The sequence below is a fragment of the Chishuiella sp. genome, from assembly GCF_032109125.1.
GTDB lineage: Bacteria > Bacteroidota > Bacteroidia > Flavobacteriales > Weeksellaceae > Empedobacter.
In genome coordinates this window covers 83,806-101,951 of sequence record NZ_DAMCLZ010000009.1, presented here as the reverse complement: position 1 = coordinate 101,951, position 18,146 = coordinate 83,806, and the positions used below count along the sequence as shown (strand labels likewise).

The following is an 18,146-nucleotide window of genomic DNA, read 5'->3' as shown; positions in this document are numbered from 1 at the left end:
TATATTTGTTATCAATTCGTATTTTAATGAAAGGAGATTTAATTATTGCAATAGATGGTTTTTCATCAACTGGTAAAAGTTCGATGTCAAAAATTATTGCCAAAAACTTAAATTATACACATATTGATAGTGGAGCAATGTACAGAGCTGTAACTTTGTATGCATTTCAAAAAGGATTTATTAACAATAAAAAGATTGATGTTAACTCTTTAATTGATCATCTTATTGATATTAAAATATCTTTCAAAAAGAATGATCAAACATTAAAAAATCATACTTATTTAAATGGAATTGATGTAGAACAAGAAATTCGTTCTATGGAAATTTCAAATATGGTTAGTCCAATTTCCGAAATTCCAGCCGTTCGTGATTATTGTGTTCATCTACAACAAGAAATGGGTAAAAATGGAGGAATTGTAATGGATGGTCGCGATATAGGAACAACTGTTTTTCCTAATGCTGATATCAAAATTTTTATAACAGCATCTCCAGAAATTAGAGCAAAACGACGTTTTTTAGAATATCAGCAACAAGGAAAAAAAATTTCTATGTATGAGGTTCTTAAAAATGTAAAAGAGAGAGATTATATTGATTCTAATAGAGATTATTCTCCCTTAAGAAAAGCTGATGATGCTATAGAAGTTGATAATTCAGAATTAAATTTAGATCAGACAGTAGATAAAGTAATGAGCTTGATTAAAGAATTAAAATAAAAACTTACTAAATACTATATAAACTAGATGAAAAAAATATTAATTACAGGAGCAAACGGTCAATTAGGGCAATCAATTTTAGAACAATCAACGAGCTATAAAAATGTAGAATGTTTTTTTGTTACAAGAAATGAACTTGACATTACTAATGAAAGTTTGATTACTCAATATTTTGAAGATAAAGATTTTGATTTTGTAGTTAATTGTGCAGCATATACAGCAGTAGATAAGGCTGAAGATTTTGCAGAGGAAGCCTATTTAGTCAATGCTAAAGCAACTGAATATTTAGCAAAAATCACACATCAGAAAAATATACCATTTATACACATTTCAACAGATTATGTTTTTGACGGTATAGATTCTATTCCACGAAAAGAAAATGATTCTACAAATCCTATTGGGGTTTATGGTGAAACAAAGTTAGATGGTGAAATTCTTGCAGTAAAAAATAATTCAAAAACAATTATCATAAGAACAGCTTGGGTTTATTCTCGTTTTGGAAATAATTTTGTAAAAACAATGTTGAAATTATTTAAAGAAAGAGAATCTTTATCTGTTGTTAACGACCAAATTGGTTCGCCAACAAATGCATTAGATTTAGCAAAAGCCATATTAGATATTATAGAAAAAGAACACACTGTTTACGGAATTTTTAACTATTCTAATGAAGGAGAATGCTCTTGGTTTGATTTTGCAAATAAAATTAAAGAATATTCAAATTCATCAATAGAAATTAATTCTGTTCCTAGTTCTGCTTTTCCAACAAAAGCTAAGCGACCAGCATACAGTTTATTAGATAAGACTAAAATTAAAGAAACTTATCATATAGATATTCCTAAATGGGAAGTTAGTTTAAAAAAAGAATTAGAATATATTTTATAAAACTTAATTAATGAAATTTGTTTAAAATTAATTGTTAACATTATTCATAAAAACGAAGAAATAAAAGAGCTATATAAAAATAAAAACTCGGAATATATTCCGAGTTTTTATTTTTATATAGCTGGCCCTATTAGTCTAATATTTCAAAACGTGTATATGGCTGTAATGCTTTTGGTATTTTAACCGTACCATCTTCTTGTTGATGATTTTCTAATATAGAAGCTAAAATACGAGGTAAAGCTAATGCAGAACCATTTAAACTATGTGCTAATTGAGTTCCATTTTCATCCTTATAACGTAATTTTAATCGGTTTGCTTGGAAAGTTTCAAAATTCGAAACAGAAGAAACTTCTAACCATTTTTCTTGTGCTTCTGAGAAAACTTCAAAATCATAAGTTATTGCAGCTGTAAAACCTGTATCTCCACCACAAAGACGTAAAATACGGTAAGGTAATTCCAAATCTTCTAAAATACCTTTTACATGTTCTATCATTCCATCTAATGCTGCATATGAATTCTCAGGTTTTTCAATACGAACAATTTCTACTTTTTCGAATTGGTGTAAACGGTTTAAACCTCTAACATCTTTTCCGTAAGAACCTGCTTCTCTACGAAAACAAGGAGAATATGCTGTCAATGTAATCGGTAAATCCTCAGCTTTAACAATTGTGTCACGGTAAATATTAGTAACAGGAACCTCTGCTGTAGGAATTAGATATAAATCATCTTCTTTGATATAATACATTTGTCCTTCTTTATCAGGTAACTGACCAGTTCCATATCCAGAAGCTTCATTAACTACGAATGGAGGTACAATTTCTGTATAACCAGCATCAGCATTTTTATCTAAAAAGAATTGTGTAAGAGCACGTTGTAATCTTGCTCCTTTACCTTTGTAAACCGGGAATCCAGCACCAGTAATTTTAACACCTAATTCAAAATCAATAATATCAAATTTCTTAGCTAGTTCCCAATGTGGTAGATTATTTGGTTTTGCTATCGCATCACCATTTTCAAATACAATTTCATTATCATCAGCATTTATACCTGCTTTAACAATATCATTTGGGATGTTTGGAATTTGATACAAAATCTCTTTAACGGAGTTTTCGTAAGAAGATAATAAATCTTGTAATTCTTTCGATTTTTCTTTTAAATCGACAGTTTTGTTTTTTAATTCATTAGCCTCTTCCGATCTACCATCTTTAAACAAATTACCAATTTCTTTTGCTAATTTGTTGGATTCAGCTAATACATTATCTAATTCAAATTGAGTTTTACGACGAAGTTCATCAACATTTAAAACTTCATCAACAAGACCTAAATTTTTGAAGTTACGTTTTTTCAATCCTTCAATTACACGGTCTTTGTTTTCTTGAATGTAAGAAACTACTAGCATATATTTTAATTAAATTTATACAAATGTATAAATAAATAATTTTTTTTGTGAATCTTATTAATTAATAAAGAAAAAAAAACATTTATAGACATTAAAAATGTTTATTATTAGAAAATAATTAGTTGTTAATTCTTTTATTTATTTTACAATTTTTATTTTTTAGTTGTAAAATAAAAAAATAAAAATCTAATTTTCAGTGTTTTAAACTTTTTTAATTCAGTATTTTTTAATTACAATTATATTACATAGGTTTTACATGAAATTACTTGAGATAAAAAATAACTTTGACAAAGAAAATTAATCGAAAATTATTAATAATTATAAAACAATTAAGTCATGAAAAAATTTTTCGCAGTAGTTGCAGTAGCAGCTTTATCATTAGGAGCAGTATCTTGTGGAGAGAAAAAAGCAGAAGAAACAGTAGAAGCAACAGCTGATTCAGCAGTAGCTACAGTAGATTCAGCAGCAGCTACAGTAGATTCAGCAGCAGCTACAGTAGATTCAGCAGCAGCTAAAGTAGAAGAAGCAGCTCCAGCTACAGAAGCTCCAGCAACTGAAGCTCCAGCAACAAAATAATTGAATAACATTCAATAATATAAAGAAAACCACTCATTAGATGAGTGGTTTTTTTTATGAATTAATTTTTCGGTGTAAAAATCTAGTTAATTTAATAGATAAATCTAAAAGAATTATTTTAGAATTACCATTTCTATCTATATGATAAGAAGCTTCATTAATTTCATTAAGAATATCTTCAATATTTGCTCCATTAATATAAGGAGAGAAACCATCCCATTTAAAACCTTCAGATTCTATTTTTAAAAAGGTTAAATCATTGGATTGATATGTTTTAAGTAAAGCCTGTCTAAAAATTTCTGAACAATAATTTAAAAAATCTTTTTGATTATTTCTTGACCAAGATGCTATTTGGTTTGACCAATCAATTAAATCTTTTAAGACAATAGGAGTTTTGGCAGCCATAAAAGCCTTTCTAACCCAAATTACAAAATATTTATCATATAAATGTTCTTCATTATTAAGCTCATATAATGCTTCTCGTATATTCCCTTGAGAAAGAAAGGATATACGTTGAGCTTTATCTTGTTGTATGTTTTTTTCTTGGATCAAATAATCATTTACATCTTTTATTGAAAGTTTTGGAATTTTTACTATTTGACAGCGAGAAATAATTGTCTGTAACAACAAATCTTCTCTTTCTGTAACTAAAATGAAAAGTGTTTTTTGAGGTGGTTCTTCAATTATTTTTAATAATTTGTTTGCAGCAGCAGTAGTCATTGTCTCTGGTTGCCAAATAATCATAATTTTATACCCTCCTTCGTAGCTATTAAGAGCTAATGTTTTTACAATTTCATCTGCTTCATCAACAGGAATTACGCCTTGTTTTTTTTCAATTCCAAGATGTGTCATCCAATCAGTTAAATTTCCATAAACATTTTCTGAAATGAAATTTCTCCAATCATTCAATAAATATTTGGCTAATGGCTTTTTTACAGAATCTGTCGCCGAATAAGGAAAAGCAAAATGTAAATCGGGATGTTGTAATTTATCAACTTTTAATGCGCATTGATGATTATCAGAACCACATAAAACTTCTCTCGCATAAGCAATTGCTAGAGCTAATGCTCCAGATCCTTCAGCTCCAACGAATAATTGCGCATGGCTTATTCGATTATTTTTAATAGATTCCTGAAGTTTAGATTTGATTTCTTTTTGACCAATGATGTTTTCCCAAAGCATAGTTCAAAGATAATATTTTAAACAGTTTTATATCAAGAATTTTATGAATCTTTCATAACTTTATTACTCAAAATAGAATGAAATGAAGACTGATCTTTTATCGAATACATTAAAAATGAGAGCAATTAATCCAACTGCGATGAGATTGTTAGTGCTTGATAGGTTAATGAAGTCTGAGATAGCTTTGAGTTTAGCTGATTTAGAAATTGAAATGGATCAAGCAGATCGAACAACAATTTATAGAACGCTGAAAAAATTTGAAGAAAATAAATTAATTCATTCTATTGAAGATGGAACAGGATCTATAAAATATGCTATGTGTGAATCAAATTGTAATTGCACACCAGAATTTACTCATGCACATTTTCATTGCAACAATTGTAGCCAAACGTTTTGTTTAAAAAATATTCATTTACCAGAAATAGATCTTCCTAAAAACTTCAGTATAGAGCAATCTTCTTTTATCTTGAAAGGAATTTGCGATCATTGTAAATCTTAAGTTTGCAATTTGGTTGCATACAATCTCGTTTATATTTGTCGTATAAATTATATTTTATGTCAAATTGTAAATGTTGTAGTAGCGAAGAAGTGAATGAAAATCATCATGATGAACATTCACATAACCATGATCACGAACATAATCATGACAATAATAAATTATTTTTAATAATTAGTTTATTCTTATTTTTTGCAGGAATAATTATCCAATATGTTATAAAACCAACATGGTTTGTCGATCAACAAATGGTTCGATTAGCATGGTTTTTAGTTTCATATATTTTTGTTGCTTATCCTGTTTGGGGAGAAACATTTAAACTTGCTAAGAAATTTGATTTTTTTAATGAATTTTCTTTAATGGGAATTGCCACTTTAGGTGCGTTTCTAATTGGTGAATATCCAGAAGGAGTTGCAGTAATGTTGTTTTATACGATAGGAGAAATGTTTCAAGAAGCAGCTGTGAATAAGGCAAGAAATAATGTTAAAGCTCTTCTAGATGTTCGTCCTGAAATTGCTCATGTTTTTCGTGATGATAAGTTTATAACAATAAAACCTTCAGAAGTTGAGATAGATGAAATTATACAAGTAAAAGTAGGAGAAAAAGTTTCATTGGATGGTATTTTACTATCAGAAAAGGGAAGTTTTAATACTTCAGCTTTGACAGGAGAAAGTAAACCATCTACTTATAAAAAAGGAGACTTAGTTTTATCTGGAATGCTGAATTTAGAAAATGTTATAGAGATAAAAACAACGAAAAAATTTGAAGACAGTTCAATCTCTAAAATACTAAAAATGGTTCAAGAAGCTTCATCTAGAAAAGCTCCTACAGAGTTATTTATTAGAAAATTTGCAAAAATATATACTCCTATTATTTTCTTTTTAGCGCTTGCTCTTGTTACCATTCCTTACTTTTTCGTTGATGACTATGTATTTTCTGATTGGTTATATAGAGGTTTAGTTTTTCTTGTTGTCTCTTGTCCTTGTGCTTTAGTTATTTCTATTCCTTTAGGATATTTTGGTGGAATAGGAGCAGCTTCTAGAAATGGGATACTAGTAAAAGGATCAAATTTTTTGGATTTATTAGCTCGTATAAATACTGTTGTGATGGATAAAACAGGGACGTTGACAGAAGGTGTTTTTCAAGTTCAAAAAATTGAAACGAATTATAATCAGGATGATTTTTTAAATTACGTGGCAGCATTGGAAAGTAAATCTACTCATCCGATAGCAAAAGCAATAGTGAATTATCATCATTCTGATTTTCCTGTAACTGACGTTGAAGAAATTTCAGGAAAAGGATTAAAAGGAATTGTAAATTCTAAAATAGTTTTAGCTGGTAATTCAAAACTTTTAGATCAATATTCAATTTCATATCCAGATAAAATAAATAATGTTGTCGAAAGTATTGTTGTTGTAGCAATTGATAATCAGTTTGCGGGATATATTATTGTTGCTGATAGAATAAAGTCTGATGCACAAGAAGCTATTCGTAAAATGATGAATATTGGAGTTACAGAAACAATTATTTTGAGTGGAGATAAAGATGTTATTACTCAAAAAGTAGCAAAAGAAGTTGGAGTGAATTTGGCTTATGGAGAGTTATTACCAGAAGGTAAAGTAAACAAAGTTGAAGAATTGAAAAAGGATATTCATAAAAAAATAGCTTTTGTTGGAGATGGGATTAATGATGCTCCTGTATTAGCGTTAGCCGATGTAGGAATTGCAATGGGAGGTTTAGGAAGTGATGCAGCAATAGAAACTGCAGATGTAGTGATACAAACGGATCAACCATCTAAAATTGCTACAGCTATAAAAATAGGTAGAGAAACAAAGAAAATTGTAATTCAGAATATTATTCTTGCAATGGGTATAAAAGCAATTGTATTATTGTTAGGTGCAGAAGGTATAGCCAATATGTGGGAAGCTGTTTTTGCTGATGTTGGTGTTGCATTGTTAGCAATTTTGAATGCCGTTAGAATACAACGTATGAATTTTAAGAATTAATAGTATAAATTGGTTTTTATATTTTATGAAAGTTCTAAAAATAAAGTTTTAATCGAATTAAAAAATAAAGCGACAGGTTTGTCGCTTTATTTTTTTAGATAAAGATTTTTCATCAAATCCAGATCAACGTTTAAAATATTTGATAAATAATTTTCTACATTTCCGAAATGTCTCTTGATGTAGAAAAAAGATGTTTCTAGGTATTCAGGTAGTACATCAATTAGGTATTTATAATTAGGGTCTATTTTTAGAATGTGACCATATTTTTGTTCTAAAAATATATTCGAAGCTAAATAATCATTCATGATTGTTTCTTCATTTACATTTAATGCAGATAAAATCATTGCTGTTGCAAAGCCTGTTCTATCTTTACCAGCAGTACAGTGAAAAAGTATTGGGGTTTTATTTTTATGCTGTATAACATCAAAAAAGTTTTTATATTTTTCTTGACATGTTTTATCTAGAACAAAATCTTTATAGATATTACGCATAAACTGTTTAGGATTTGGAATACCTGCTCTAAATTGTTTCATCAAATCATCAAAATGTCCAGAAGAAATATCTAAATGAACTTCGTGATTGCAACTATTAGGAATATGATCATAATTTTTTAAACGTTCGTGAGTTGTTCTCAAATCAATGATGGTTCTTATAGGATATTTGTTTAGTTTTTCTAAATCATCATCAGTTAAATTTGCTAAATCGTCAGAGCGGATAAGTAAACCACTTGTTATACATTCATTATCTTTGTTAATAATACTTCCTAAATCTCTACAATTAAAGCTTCCTTCTAGTGGAAGGATTCTTTTTTCAAGTCTATCATTGTCTAAAGTACATTCCATTTTCAGCGTCTATTTTAGGTTATTTTTTAACACTAAAAAGTTACGAGTTATTAATGAAATCTTAATGTTAAAAAATCTATAAATTTTTCTTTTTTTAATGTTTTATATTGATCAAATTAAAATTTAATTTATATTCGTATAGAATTAGATTAAATCTAAATAAAAAGATGGGAGATAAAATAAAAATTATAAAAGAGAAGTTTATTCTTAAGAAAAAAGAATTTGTAACTCCTCATCTTATAAGAGTTTATTTGGAAAATAATGATGTTTCTTTATTTGAGAATACATCTTTGGGAGGAACATGTAAATTGTTATTTCCTCCATTAGGTATAAGAGATATACACTATGCAGAATATGATGATACTTCAAAAAAATGGATTTCTCCATCTGATAAATTTAAACCAGTTTCTCGAACATATACTTTAAGAGGAATTGATGCCGAGAATAATCAAATTATTATCGATTTTGCAAACCATGGTTTAAATGGTCCTGGTTCTCGCTGGGCAAATGAAGCTGTTGTTGGTGATAGAATTGGAGTTTCTATGAAATCAAAGAAAAAAGATTTAGTATCAAAAACAGACTTTGTTGTTTTAGGTGCGGATTTAACAGGATTACCAGTCATCTCTACAATTATAGAAACATTATCAGCTCATGTCAAAGGGATTGTTTGTGTAGAAGTTCCTACAGAGAATGATATTCATACAATAGAATCAAAAGCAGATTTAGAATTTAAGTGGATTGTAAATCCAAATGTAGGAAAAGGTTCTGCATTATTTGATTTAATAAAAAAACAAAAATTTCCGAAAAGAAAAGAAGGTAAACGTTTTGCTTATATAGCAGGTGAATCAAAATCTGTAAAAGAATCAAAATCTTTTTTCAAAGACGATTTAGAGTGGAAAAAAGATGAATTTTACTGTACTTCTCATTGGAAGGCTGGTAAATCAGAAAAAAATGCTTTAGAAGATTGTCACTCTAAAATAGAAGAAGAATCTTTAATTAAGATATTTTAAAATTATTTATAATAGAATTTAATAAGATAATTAGTTTAAACAATTTCATTAATAAGATATTAAGCTTTTTTAATTTATAGGGAAATGGAAACTTTTTTTGAAAGGTTTCCATTTCTTTTATAATCTTTTATTCTTCGATTACATTTGCATTTAATGAAGCTAAAACTTCTTGCGTGATATCTTTTCCTCCACTAATATTTCTATACAATGATCCAATAGTATAAATAGGTCCCCAAGGAACTCCCCACCAGCCTAAAATAAATGTTATAATAGAAAATCCTATACTATATTTTACAGTAGATTCTCCTGATTTAATGAAATAAATATCACTACTTCTCTTAAATGTCATGATTAGAATAGATATACAATATTGAAAAATAACGAATTTAGCTCCATTATTTAATTAATGATTGATTTCATCGACGCTCAATCTTTCGATGTTTTTAATTTGTATCATTTAGTTTTTTTAGGTTGATTATCATATATGTATTTTGTAAATATACTGTTTTGTGCAAAAAATTATAAATATAGATTTATAATTTTTAAATAATAATTAGAGATAAAAACTATTTTATTGGAACAAGTTTTATATTTGAGAAATTATAAAAAAATAATTATTTTGAAAACGGAACGATTAATTCTGAATGGAGATTATAAGTTAATTACTGAATTGAATGAATTTAGAATGAGTTTATGGGTAAATAGTTTTGGAATACTAAATGTTTCTACAAATGAAGAAATTGTTCCTGTAATTTCTACATTTCATTTAGAAGATTATACTGAAGAAGATACTATGTTGAAAGTAAAATTTAGTATTTATCCGAATGGAGCAAAAAATTATGAAGTTGTGTTTAATTTAGTTGATTCGTCTTTTATTTATCAAAACAAAATTTATTCTTTGAGTGCGTATAAACAAGATTTTTTTGAGGAATAACTTATTTATTATATTCAAATAAGGTTAATCATAATTTAAATTAGTTTGTATATTTGAGTGTTAGTGTACGCTAAATTAAAGAAATAATGTTTGAAATAAACCACAATCTTTTAAATAGTCTATATAGTGATGATATAATTTATCATTATACAAAAGCTTCAACAGCTATTGATTACATTTTATATAATCAACAATTAAGATTTAGTAATTCCTTAAGTTCAAGTGATCCTATTGAAAGTAGAAAAGCTAGTCGATCAATAGTATATAATGGTGAACAAGCAAATAGAAAACAGACTGTAAAAGAAGTTGAAGAAGTTAATTTATTAGATAGTTTTATTGAGAATCTTGAAACAACTTTCCTTCAGATATGTTTTTGTAAAAATTCTATGAATGATGATATTGATTCTATTCCACGTTTTAAAGGATATGAAGAGAGTTTAGGTTTTACAAAACTTAGAATGTGGGATCAGTATGCTGATAGATATTCAGGTGTTTGTATAGCATTTTCTAAAGATAAATTATTAGAATTAAATAAGAGTTTAGATATTTATTCTAAAGATATTGAATATTGTAATTTTCAAGATATTTGGTTTAAAAAAATTGGAGATATTCAAGGTAATCATTTAATAAATGTAGGTTTAGATTCTTATAAAGAGCAGATTAAGAAAAAAATTATAGATTCATGGTTTTGTAAGCATATAGACTATTCAGGTGAAAATGAATTTAGAATAGGAGCTTTATTTAATAAAGAAAAATGTACATTAGAAATTTTACGTAATGAAATAGTATCTAATCAGACAATGCTTGATATTAAAAATTGTATAAAAGCTATTTTTGTTTCAAGTTACGCAAATTATAAACAAAAGAATGAATTATTAAATTATGCTAATAGTTTAAATGTAGATTTAATAGAAATTAAATGGAATTATAATTCTATTGAAGCGATAGATTATAAGAGAGAAAAAGAATTTTACAGTAGTTTCCTAAATTCTAAAAATAGCTAATTATAACTATTTAGTAGAACATTAAAGAAAGTAATTTTTAATATTTTATTCTAAAATCTTTATTAGTTTGCAATAGCAATAGTAGCGGCATCCTTTTATAAACAATTTTATAACGCGTGATTGATTGTTTATAAAAGATACAGCGAATAGTGCGGCCTGTAGGGATTGCCCAAATAATTAAAGTAAAAAAAATAAAAGTCTGTTTAAATACTATTCATAAAGAATAATTTAAACAGACTTTAAAAAAATAAATAAGATAGCTAATGATTCCTTTCTTTTTTAGAAAGGCATTATAAGTTTGAATACTATGTTGCGTCCCATATTATAAATCCCAGAATTTCCTCTTGAAGAAGTGTTATAATACTCGAAATATTTTAATCGATTAAGATGAGATTGATAAGCTTTGTCGAATAAATTATTTGCTTGAACAATAAACTGTATATTTTTAGTTTTTGAATATTTAATTTCTGTTGTAACTCCTAAATTAAATAATGTATAAGATGATGTTCTAGTTTCTGTACCATTTAAACCTAAAAATCTATTCTGTGTTGCTGTATATTCCATTTCGAATTTTGGAATGATAGCTGTAAAATACTTTGATTTAGGTTTTATTTCTTTAGAAATCCCACTGTTTATAGACATTGGAGGAATTAGAGGTAAATATTCTCCTTCATTCCCTTTTCCTTTGAATGTCGAAGCACGGTTGAATCCATAAATAACACTCATACTATTATCCCAACGAAATCCCTTTAATTTTTCTGGATGTAAAGAAAATGATACTTCTGCTCCATATAATTGTGCTTTCGATTGTTCGTATTTATAGGTTCTATTTCCTTGTGCATCTACAACTGGATTTCCTTGTGCATCAGCTACCATAGACATATAAATATAGTTTTGTATGTTGTTATTAAAAATACTTACTTCGCTAGAAAAGTCTCTATATTTTAAACTAATTCCTAAATCTTCTTGTAAAGAAAATTCTGGATCGAAATTTCGATTTCCTAAATAAATAATGTGTGCACCAGGATCTAAACCATTACTTCCTATTTCTGTAATATTTGGAGCTCTATATGCTCGTCCAATATTAGCTTTTAAACTAATGTTTTTTGATGCTTGAAATGTTGCTCCTATACTTCCACTAATACCGTTAAAATTCTTTTTATAAGCATCAAATTGAAGATTTGCACCTTCATCATTTGCGTTAGATTGTTGTTCGAATCCAGTAATAGGATTTGTACCGACATAAAAATCATTCCATTTTACTTTTCGTAAATCATAGCGAATTCCTCCACTAATACTCCATTTTTCTCTTTTCCATTTCCCATATAAATAAGCTCCGCCATCAAATAAATCATAATTTGGAATAGGAAAGTCTGTTGCATCCATATTTTTATTATTCTGTAACATTCCATTTACACCAACTGATATTTCGATATTTGAAAATTTTGGAGCATTGTATCTTACATTATAATTTAAGGTATTTAGTCGCATATACATTCCTGCTTGCTCTGGATCTGTTGGATGAGTAAATTCTCGTCTGATATTTTGTTGACCACCAATTAAAACATCAATATCTCCTTTTCCAATTTCGTAGAAACTATGTAAATACGCTCTATAATGTTGTATATGTTGTGATAAATCTGGTATTTTATATGATTTTAATTCTTTATTAGAAACAATAGGACGATTTAAAATATCATCATCGTCACCTTCAAAAATTTGTTTTGTAAATTTTCTTGAGATTGAGTCTCTGGTTCCGTCTGGAATTCCTTGTCTATTGTCATACAATGTAAAATTAAGATGTGTATATCCTTTTTTTGATTTATAGCCGACTAAAGCTGCAAAGTTTTTTACATTAAAATTTGTTAAATAGACTCTTCCATCAATTGGGTTTTGGTAATTTTTAGCCATTCTATAAGAACCGCTCAAACCAAAAAGAAAATGTTTGTCAGAATAACTTAAACGTAATCCATTCCCAATAAGACTATTATTAGTTTGGTATTCATTTGTATATTTCCCGTGTAATTTACCATCTCCTTCTTTTGGAATAAATGGGAATAAACTAATTACTCCAGCAATTGCATCAGAACCATATAAAAGACTTGCAGGCCCTTTTATAACTTCTGCTTTTTCTATTGTATAATCATCTATTTCTATACCATGTTCATCACCATATTGTTGTCCTTCTTGTCGCATTCCATCGTACATTGTTAGAACACGATTGTATCCTAAACCATGTATAAATGGTTTCGAAATATTCGGACCTGTTTTTACTGCGTTTAATCCAGGTACATTTTTTACAAGAACATCAATAATATTGCTTTCAGCAGTTCTTTCTATCTGTTTTAAAGATACAGGAGCAATAGAAATTGGATTTTCTCTTAGTAAAGTTGCTCTTGTAGTTCCAGTAACAACAATTTCGTCTAATTTATTTGTTGTTTCAGGTTTTAGAAAAATAGTATAATCTGTTTTGTTAGATTGTAATTGTATTGTATCTGTTTCGTAACCTAATGCTTCAATTATTAATTTAATGTCAGTTTTACTTTGTGTAATATCTATTTTAAAATTTCCTTTTTTATCTGAATTGATGCTATTATCAGAATTTTCTTCTTTGATGTTATACAATTCAATTGGCTGTTTGGTTTCCGAGTCTTTTACCGTTCCAATAATTGTGACTTGTTGGGCATGTCCGAGAACTGGAAAAGTAGAAAACAATAAGAGTAGAATTATTTTTTTCATTCTATGTGTTATTAATATTTATGACAAACTTAATAAAGTTAGATCTTTCTAACAAAATTATTTTAAATAAAATTTAAAATAATTACAAAAGTAAAATAATTAAGATTGATCATACTATATTGGTTTTAAAGTAATGAGAAGTGGTTTATAAAACTTTTTGTTATTATTAATTATACACAAACTAAATTATTTGATATACAATGTTTTATTTTTAATAAATAAATTGTCAAAAAAAATAATTTTTAAAATTTTTAATTCAAAAATCATTTTCATCCAAAATTTATTTATACATTTGTTCCAACAAAAAGAAAATAATGTACACAATTCAGTTCCATCATCATCACCATCATACTTGCACTCAAGCGAGCTGATTGTGATATGGACATGTGTCAAATAATATATCTAAATCCCGTTTGAGTAAATCAAACGGGATTTTTTTATTACTTTCTATTATTTTAATTTTCTCTTTCAGATTTACTCAAACAAAAAATATAAAAATTATAAAATGAGTAAATTAAAAATAGCCATTCAAAAAAGTGGAAGACTAAGTGAAAAATCACTTGAATTATTGAAAGATTGTGGAATTAAAATATCTACAAGCAATAGAAAGTTAAGAACAGAATCATCTAATTTTCCAATCGAGGTATTATTTCTTCGCGACGACGATATTCCGCAATATGTAGAACAAGGAGTTGCTGATATTGGTATTCTAGGAGAAAATGAAGTTTGGGAAAAAGATAAGGATATTAATAATGTTCGCAAATTAGGTTTTGCAGGTTGTAAACTTTGTTTAGCTATCCCAAAGGATGAAGTTTATACAGATTTATCTTATTTCGAAAATAAAAAAATAGCAACTTCTTATCCTAGAATTTTAGGAAACTTCTTCCAAGAAAAAGGAATCAATGTAAAAATAGAAGAAATTGGTGGAAGTGTAGAAATTGCTCCGAGTATCGGTTTAGCCAATGCAATTTTTGACATTGTTTCTACTGGTTCTACTTTATTAACAAATGGGTTGAAACAAGTTGAAACTGTTGTAGAATCTGAAGCTATTTTAGTCGCAAATAAAAATTTAGATACAGAAAAGCAAGCCATTCTAGACCGTTTAATGTTTAGAATAGAAGCTGTAAAACAATCATCAGAAAATAAATATATACTTCTCAATGCTCCAAATGATAAATTAGAAGAAATTATAGGTTTACTTCCTGGTATGAAATCTCCTACCGTTTTGCCTTTAGCAGAAAAAGGTTGGTCATCTATACATACTGTTGTTAAAGAGGATACTTTTTGGGATATTATAGAACAATTAAAAGAATTGGGTGCAGAAGGTATTTTAGTATTAGAAATAGAGAAAATGATTTTATAGTGTTAAGATATAAAGGTATAAGTCATAAGTATGATGAAAACCTTATAACTTAAGTCTTAAAACTTAAAAACTAAAATAATGAGAACATATATACGACCACAAGTATCCGATTGGACAGAATTAACAACACGTCCAACAAAAGAATCAAAAGATTTACAAAAAATTGTATTAGAAGTTTTTGATAAAATAAAAACAGAAGGAGACAAGGCTTTAGTAGATTTTACAGCACAATTTGATAAAGTTCAATTAACAAACCTATTTGTAACAAGCCAAGAAATAGATGAAGCAGATGAACTAATCTCAAATGATTTAAAACAAGCTATACAATTAGCTGCATCAAACATAGAAAAATTTCACTCAGCACAGTTCGAAAAAAGTAATGTTATAGAAACCACACAAGGTGTACAATGCTGGCGAGAATCTCGAGGAATAGAAAATGTAGGAATTTATATACCTGGAGGAACAGCTCCATTGTTTTCAACAACATTAATGTTGGGAATTCCTGCAAAATTAGCAGGTTGTAAAAACATTATTTTATGTACACCTCCAAATAAAGAGGGTAAAATTCACCCAGCTATTTTATATACAGCCAATCTTATAGGCATAGAAAAAATAGTAAAAGTAGGTGGAATTCAAGCTGTCGGAGCTTTAACATTTGGGACAGAAACAATCAATAAAGTCGATAAAATTTTTGGCCCAGGAAACCAATACGTAACAGCAGCCAAACAAGTCGCTCAGAATTTTGGTGTAGCAATAGATATGCCGGCTGGACCAAGCGAAGTTCTAGTTATTGCAGACGAAACATCTGTACCCAAATACATTGCTGCAGATTTATTATCACAAGCTGAACATGGAACAGATTCTCAAGTAATTTTATTAACAAATAACGAGAATACTTTAAACCAAACATTAAAGGAATTAGAGAATCAATTAGCTGTTTTACCTCGAAAAGAATTTGCCCAACAAGCACTTAATAATTCAAGAGGAATAGTTTTGAAAACGATAGACGATTGTGTTACATTTTCAAATATCTATGCACCAGAACATTTAATTTTTGCGTGTGAATCAGCGGAAAATTATATTCCAAAAATAATCAATGCAGGTTCAGTTTTTCTAGGGAATTATTCGTGCGAAAGTGCAGGAGATTATGCTTCGGGAACAAATCACACTTTGCCAACCAATGGCTATGCAAAAAATTACTCAGGTGTTTCTTTAGACAGTTTTATCAAGAAAATTACCTTTCAGAAACTATCACAAGAAGGAATCAAAAATATTGGTCCTGCAATAGAATTAATGGCAGAAGCCGAAGAATTATTTGCTCATAAAAATGCAGTAACCTTAAGATTACAAGATTTAAATTATAAGGTATAAGTTAAATAGGGCGTTCCCTTCGGTCGGGCTTTACGTTGCAATCTTTTTCTAAGGAAAAAGGATTTTCACTACAATCCCTAACGCAAACAGTAATTATAAAACATAATACTTGAAAACTAAATAAAATGAAAACATTTAATATAAATAATATCATTCGTCCTAACATAAAAGTGATGAAAGCCTATTCATCTGCTCGTGATGAATTTCAAGAAATTACTAATGATTTCGTATTCTTAGATGCAAATGAAAATCCTTATGAAACTGGATTAAATCGTTATCCCGACCCATTTCAACGAAATGTAAAAAACGAACTAAGTACAATTAAAAACTATCCAGCAAACCAGATTTTATTAGGAAACGGAAGTGACGAGGTTTTAGATTTAATCTTTCGTGCTTTTTGTGAACCAAACCAAGACAATGTTATTGCGATTTCTCCTTCTTATGGAATGTATAGTGTTTTAGCAAATTTAAATGCAATAGAATACCGTAAATCTCTATTAAATGAAAATGATTTTCAACCCAATATCGAAGATATTTTCTCTAAAGTAGATGAATACACAAAAATGATTTTCCTTTGTTCTCCTAATAATCCAACAGGAGAAATCATCAAAAGAGAATATATTTTAGAAATCGTCAAACGCTTCAATGGTTTAGTAATAATAGATGAAGCTTATATTGATTTTTCTACAGAACCATCTTGGATAGAAGAAATTAAAAATTATCCGAATATTATCGTTATCCAAACTTTATCAAAAGCATTTGGTTTGGCAGGAATTCGTTTAGGTATTTTGTATGCAAGTCTAGATATTATTGCTGTATTGAATAAAATAAAACCACCATATAACATCAATCAATTGACTCAACAAAAAGCATTAGAAATTCTAAAAGATTATGATAAAATAAAGTTAACTACACAAACAATTATTAAACAAAAACAACTTCTTGAAACAGCTCTAAAAGAAATAATTTTTATAGAAAAAATTTATCCAAGTGATGCTAATTTCATTTTAATAAAAGTTGATGATGCTACAAAACGTTACAATGAATTAATAGAAAAAGGAATTGTTATCCGTAATCGAACAAATGACGATTTGTGTAAAAATTGTTTAAGAATAACAGTTGGTACAGAAGAGGAAAATGAGAAGATTTTAGAAAATTTAAAAAGTCTTTAGAATTAAGTTATTAGGCATAAGGTTTTATTTGTAATTTAATAGAAGTAAATTTTGTATATGAGTAGTTTTAGCACTTTAATTGTTTGGAAAAAATCTCATGAATTAACTTTAAAAATTTATGAGATTACAAAGACTTTTCCTAAAGAAGAAACTTTTGGAATTACAAGTCAAATAAGGCGAGCCGCTTATTCTATCCCTTCAAATATTGTTGAAGGTAGAACCAAATCAACAATTGCACATAAATTGAGCTTTGTTTCTCACTCGGTAGGCTCTTTTGAAGAAGTGAAATATTTTTTACTATTAAGTAAAGATTTAAATTATATAACAATAGAAACATATAATGAACTTATTCCATTTTTGAATGAAGTTGGAAAACTTCTCAATGGTTATGAGAGATTTATTAAAAACGATAAATATTCTAAGGAGTAAAACTTGAAATCTTATACCTTATACCTTA

Annotated in this window: 17 protein-coding genes; 12 read left to right on the top strand and 5 right to left on the bottom strand. The window is 27.9% G+C overall.

Going from position 1 to position 18,146, the window contains the following annotated elements:
• Positions 1–26 precede the first annotated feature (26 nt).
• Both cmk and rfbD read left to right on the top strand, forming a co-directional pair.
• Entirely contained in the window at positions 27–713 is a 687-nt protein-coding gene (gene cmk / locus RT575_RS10670) for a (d)CMP kinase (RefSeq protein ID WP_313580761.1), read from the top strand.
• 27 nt (positions 714–740) lie between these two features.
• Positions 741–1,595 (top strand): dTDP-4-dehydrorhamnose reductase, encoded by an 855-nt coding sequence (rfbD, locus tag RT575_RS10665; protein WP_313580759.1) that lies wholly within the window; start codon positions 741–743, stop codon positions 1,593–1,595.
• 130 nt (positions 1,596–1,725) lie between these two features.
• Here rfbD and serS read toward each other — a convergent pair whose 3' ends face one another.
• Positions 1,726–2,994: a serine--tRNA ligase gene (serS, locus tag RT575_RS10660; RefSeq protein ID WP_313580757.1), complete on the bottom strand. Its 1,269-nt coding sequence runs from the start codon at positions 2,992–2,994 to the stop codon at positions 1,726–1,728.
• 336 nt (positions 2,995–3,330) lie between these two features.
• Between serS and RT575_RS10655 the strand changes: the two genes are divergently transcribed.
• On the top strand, positions 3,331–3,570 hold the full coding sequence (locus RT575_RS10655) for a hypothetical protein (protein ID WP_313580755.1): 240 nt from the start codon (positions 3,331–3,333) through the stop codon (positions 3,568–3,570).
• Between the two features lie 54 nt (positions 3,571–3,624).
• Here the strand turns inward: RT575_RS10655 and RT575_RS10650 are convergent, their stop codons facing one another.
• Positions 3,625–4,752 (bottom strand): DNA polymerase III subunit delta', encoded by a 1,128-nt coding sequence (locus RT575_RS10650; RefSeq protein ID WP_313580753.1) that lies wholly within the window; start codon positions 4,750–4,752, stop codon positions 3,625–3,627.
• A gap of 82 nt (positions 4,753–4,834) precedes the next feature.
• Here RT575_RS10650 and RT575_RS10645 point away from each other — a divergent pair, with 82 nt between their 5' ends.
• Both RT575_RS10645 and RT575_RS10640 read left to right on the top strand, forming a co-directional pair.
• Positions 4,835–5,251, top strand: a complete 417-nt coding sequence (locus RT575_RS10645; RefSeq protein ID WP_313376396.1) for a transcriptional repressor — start codon at positions 4,835–4,837, stop codon at positions 5,249–5,251.
• A gap of 56 nt (positions 5,252–5,307) precedes the next feature.
• Positions 5,308–7,254 (top strand): heavy metal translocating P-type ATPase, encoded by a 1,947-nt coding sequence (locus tag RT575_RS10640; protein WP_313580751.1) that lies wholly within the window; start codon positions 5,308–5,310, stop codon positions 7,252–7,254.
• 86 nt (positions 7,255–7,340) lie between these two features.
• Here RT575_RS10640 and RT575_RS10635 read toward each other — a convergent pair whose 3' ends face one another.
• Entirely contained in the window at positions 7,341–8,096 is a 756-nt protein-coding gene (locus RT575_RS10635; RefSeq protein ID WP_313580749.1) for a tyrosine-protein phosphatase, read from the bottom strand.
• A gap of 167 nt (positions 8,097–8,263) precedes the next feature.
• Between RT575_RS10635 and RT575_RS10630 the strand changes: the two genes are divergently transcribed.
• Positions 8,264–9,106 carry a siderophore-interacting protein gene (locus tag RT575_RS10630; RefSeq protein ID WP_313580747.1) on the top strand — a complete coding sequence of 281 codons (843 nt, stop codon included), beginning with the start codon at positions 8,264–8,266 and terminating at the stop codon, positions 9,104–9,106.
• Between the two features lie 127 nt (positions 9,107–9,233).
• On the opposite strand, the gene RT575_RS10625 is transcribed toward RT575_RS10630, so the two are convergent.
• A complete protein-coding gene (locus RT575_RS10625; protein WP_313580746.1) occupies positions 9,234–9,455 on the bottom strand; it encodes a hypothetical protein in 222 nt (73 codons plus the stop codon).
• Positions 9,456–9,725: 270 nt separating this feature from the next.
• On the opposite strand from RT575_RS10625, the gene RT575_RS10620 reads away from it, so the two are divergent.
• The gene (locus RT575_RS10620) at positions 9,726–10,040 is read left to right on the top strand and encodes a hypothetical protein (protein ID WP_313580744.1); all 315 of its coding nucleotides are present in this window, start codon (positions 9,726–9,728) and stop codon (positions 10,038–10,040) included.
• Between the two features lie 86 nt (positions 10,041–10,126).
• Positions 10,127–11,044, top strand: a complete 918-nt coding sequence (locus RT575_RS10615; RefSeq protein WP_313580742.1) for a DUF2971 domain-containing protein — start codon at positions 10,127–10,129, stop codon at positions 11,042–11,044.
• 279 nt (positions 11,045–11,323) lie between these two features.
• Here the strand turns inward: RT575_RS10615 and RT575_RS10610 are convergent, their stop codons facing one another.
• Entirely contained in the window at positions 11,324–13,783 is a 2,460-nt protein-coding gene (locus tag RT575_RS10610) for a TonB-dependent receptor domain-containing protein (RefSeq protein WP_313580740.1), read from the bottom strand.
• 505 nt (positions 13,784–14,288) lie between these two features.
• Between RT575_RS10610 and hisG the strand changes: the two genes are divergently transcribed.
• From hisG to RT575_RS10590, 4 genes are all read left to right on the top strand, one after another.
• The gene (hisG, locus tag RT575_RS10605) at positions 14,289–15,146 is read left to right on the top strand and encodes an ATP phosphoribosyltransferase (RefSeq protein ID WP_313580739.1); all 858 of its coding nucleotides are present in this window, start codon (positions 14,289–14,291) and stop codon (positions 15,144–15,146) included.
• A 78-nt stretch (positions 15,147–15,224) separates the two neighbouring features.
• Entirely contained in the window at positions 15,225–16,517 is a 1,293-nt protein-coding gene (gene hisD / locus RT575_RS10600; protein WP_313580738.1) for a histidinol dehydrogenase, read from the top strand.
• A 125-nt stretch (positions 16,518–16,642) separates the two neighbouring features.
• On the top strand, positions 16,643–17,689 hold the full coding sequence (gene hisC, locus RT575_RS10595; RefSeq protein ID WP_313580737.1) for a histidinol-phosphate transaminase: 1,047 nt from the start codon (positions 16,643–16,645) through the stop codon (positions 17,687–17,689).
• Positions 17,690–17,746: 57 nt separating this feature from the next.
• The gene (locus RT575_RS10590) at positions 17,747–18,118 is read left to right on the top strand and encodes a four helix bundle protein (RefSeq protein WP_313580735.1); all 372 of its coding nucleotides are present in this window, start codon (positions 17,747–17,749) and stop codon (positions 18,116–18,118) included.
• Positions 18,119–18,146 lie beyond the last annotated feature (28 nt).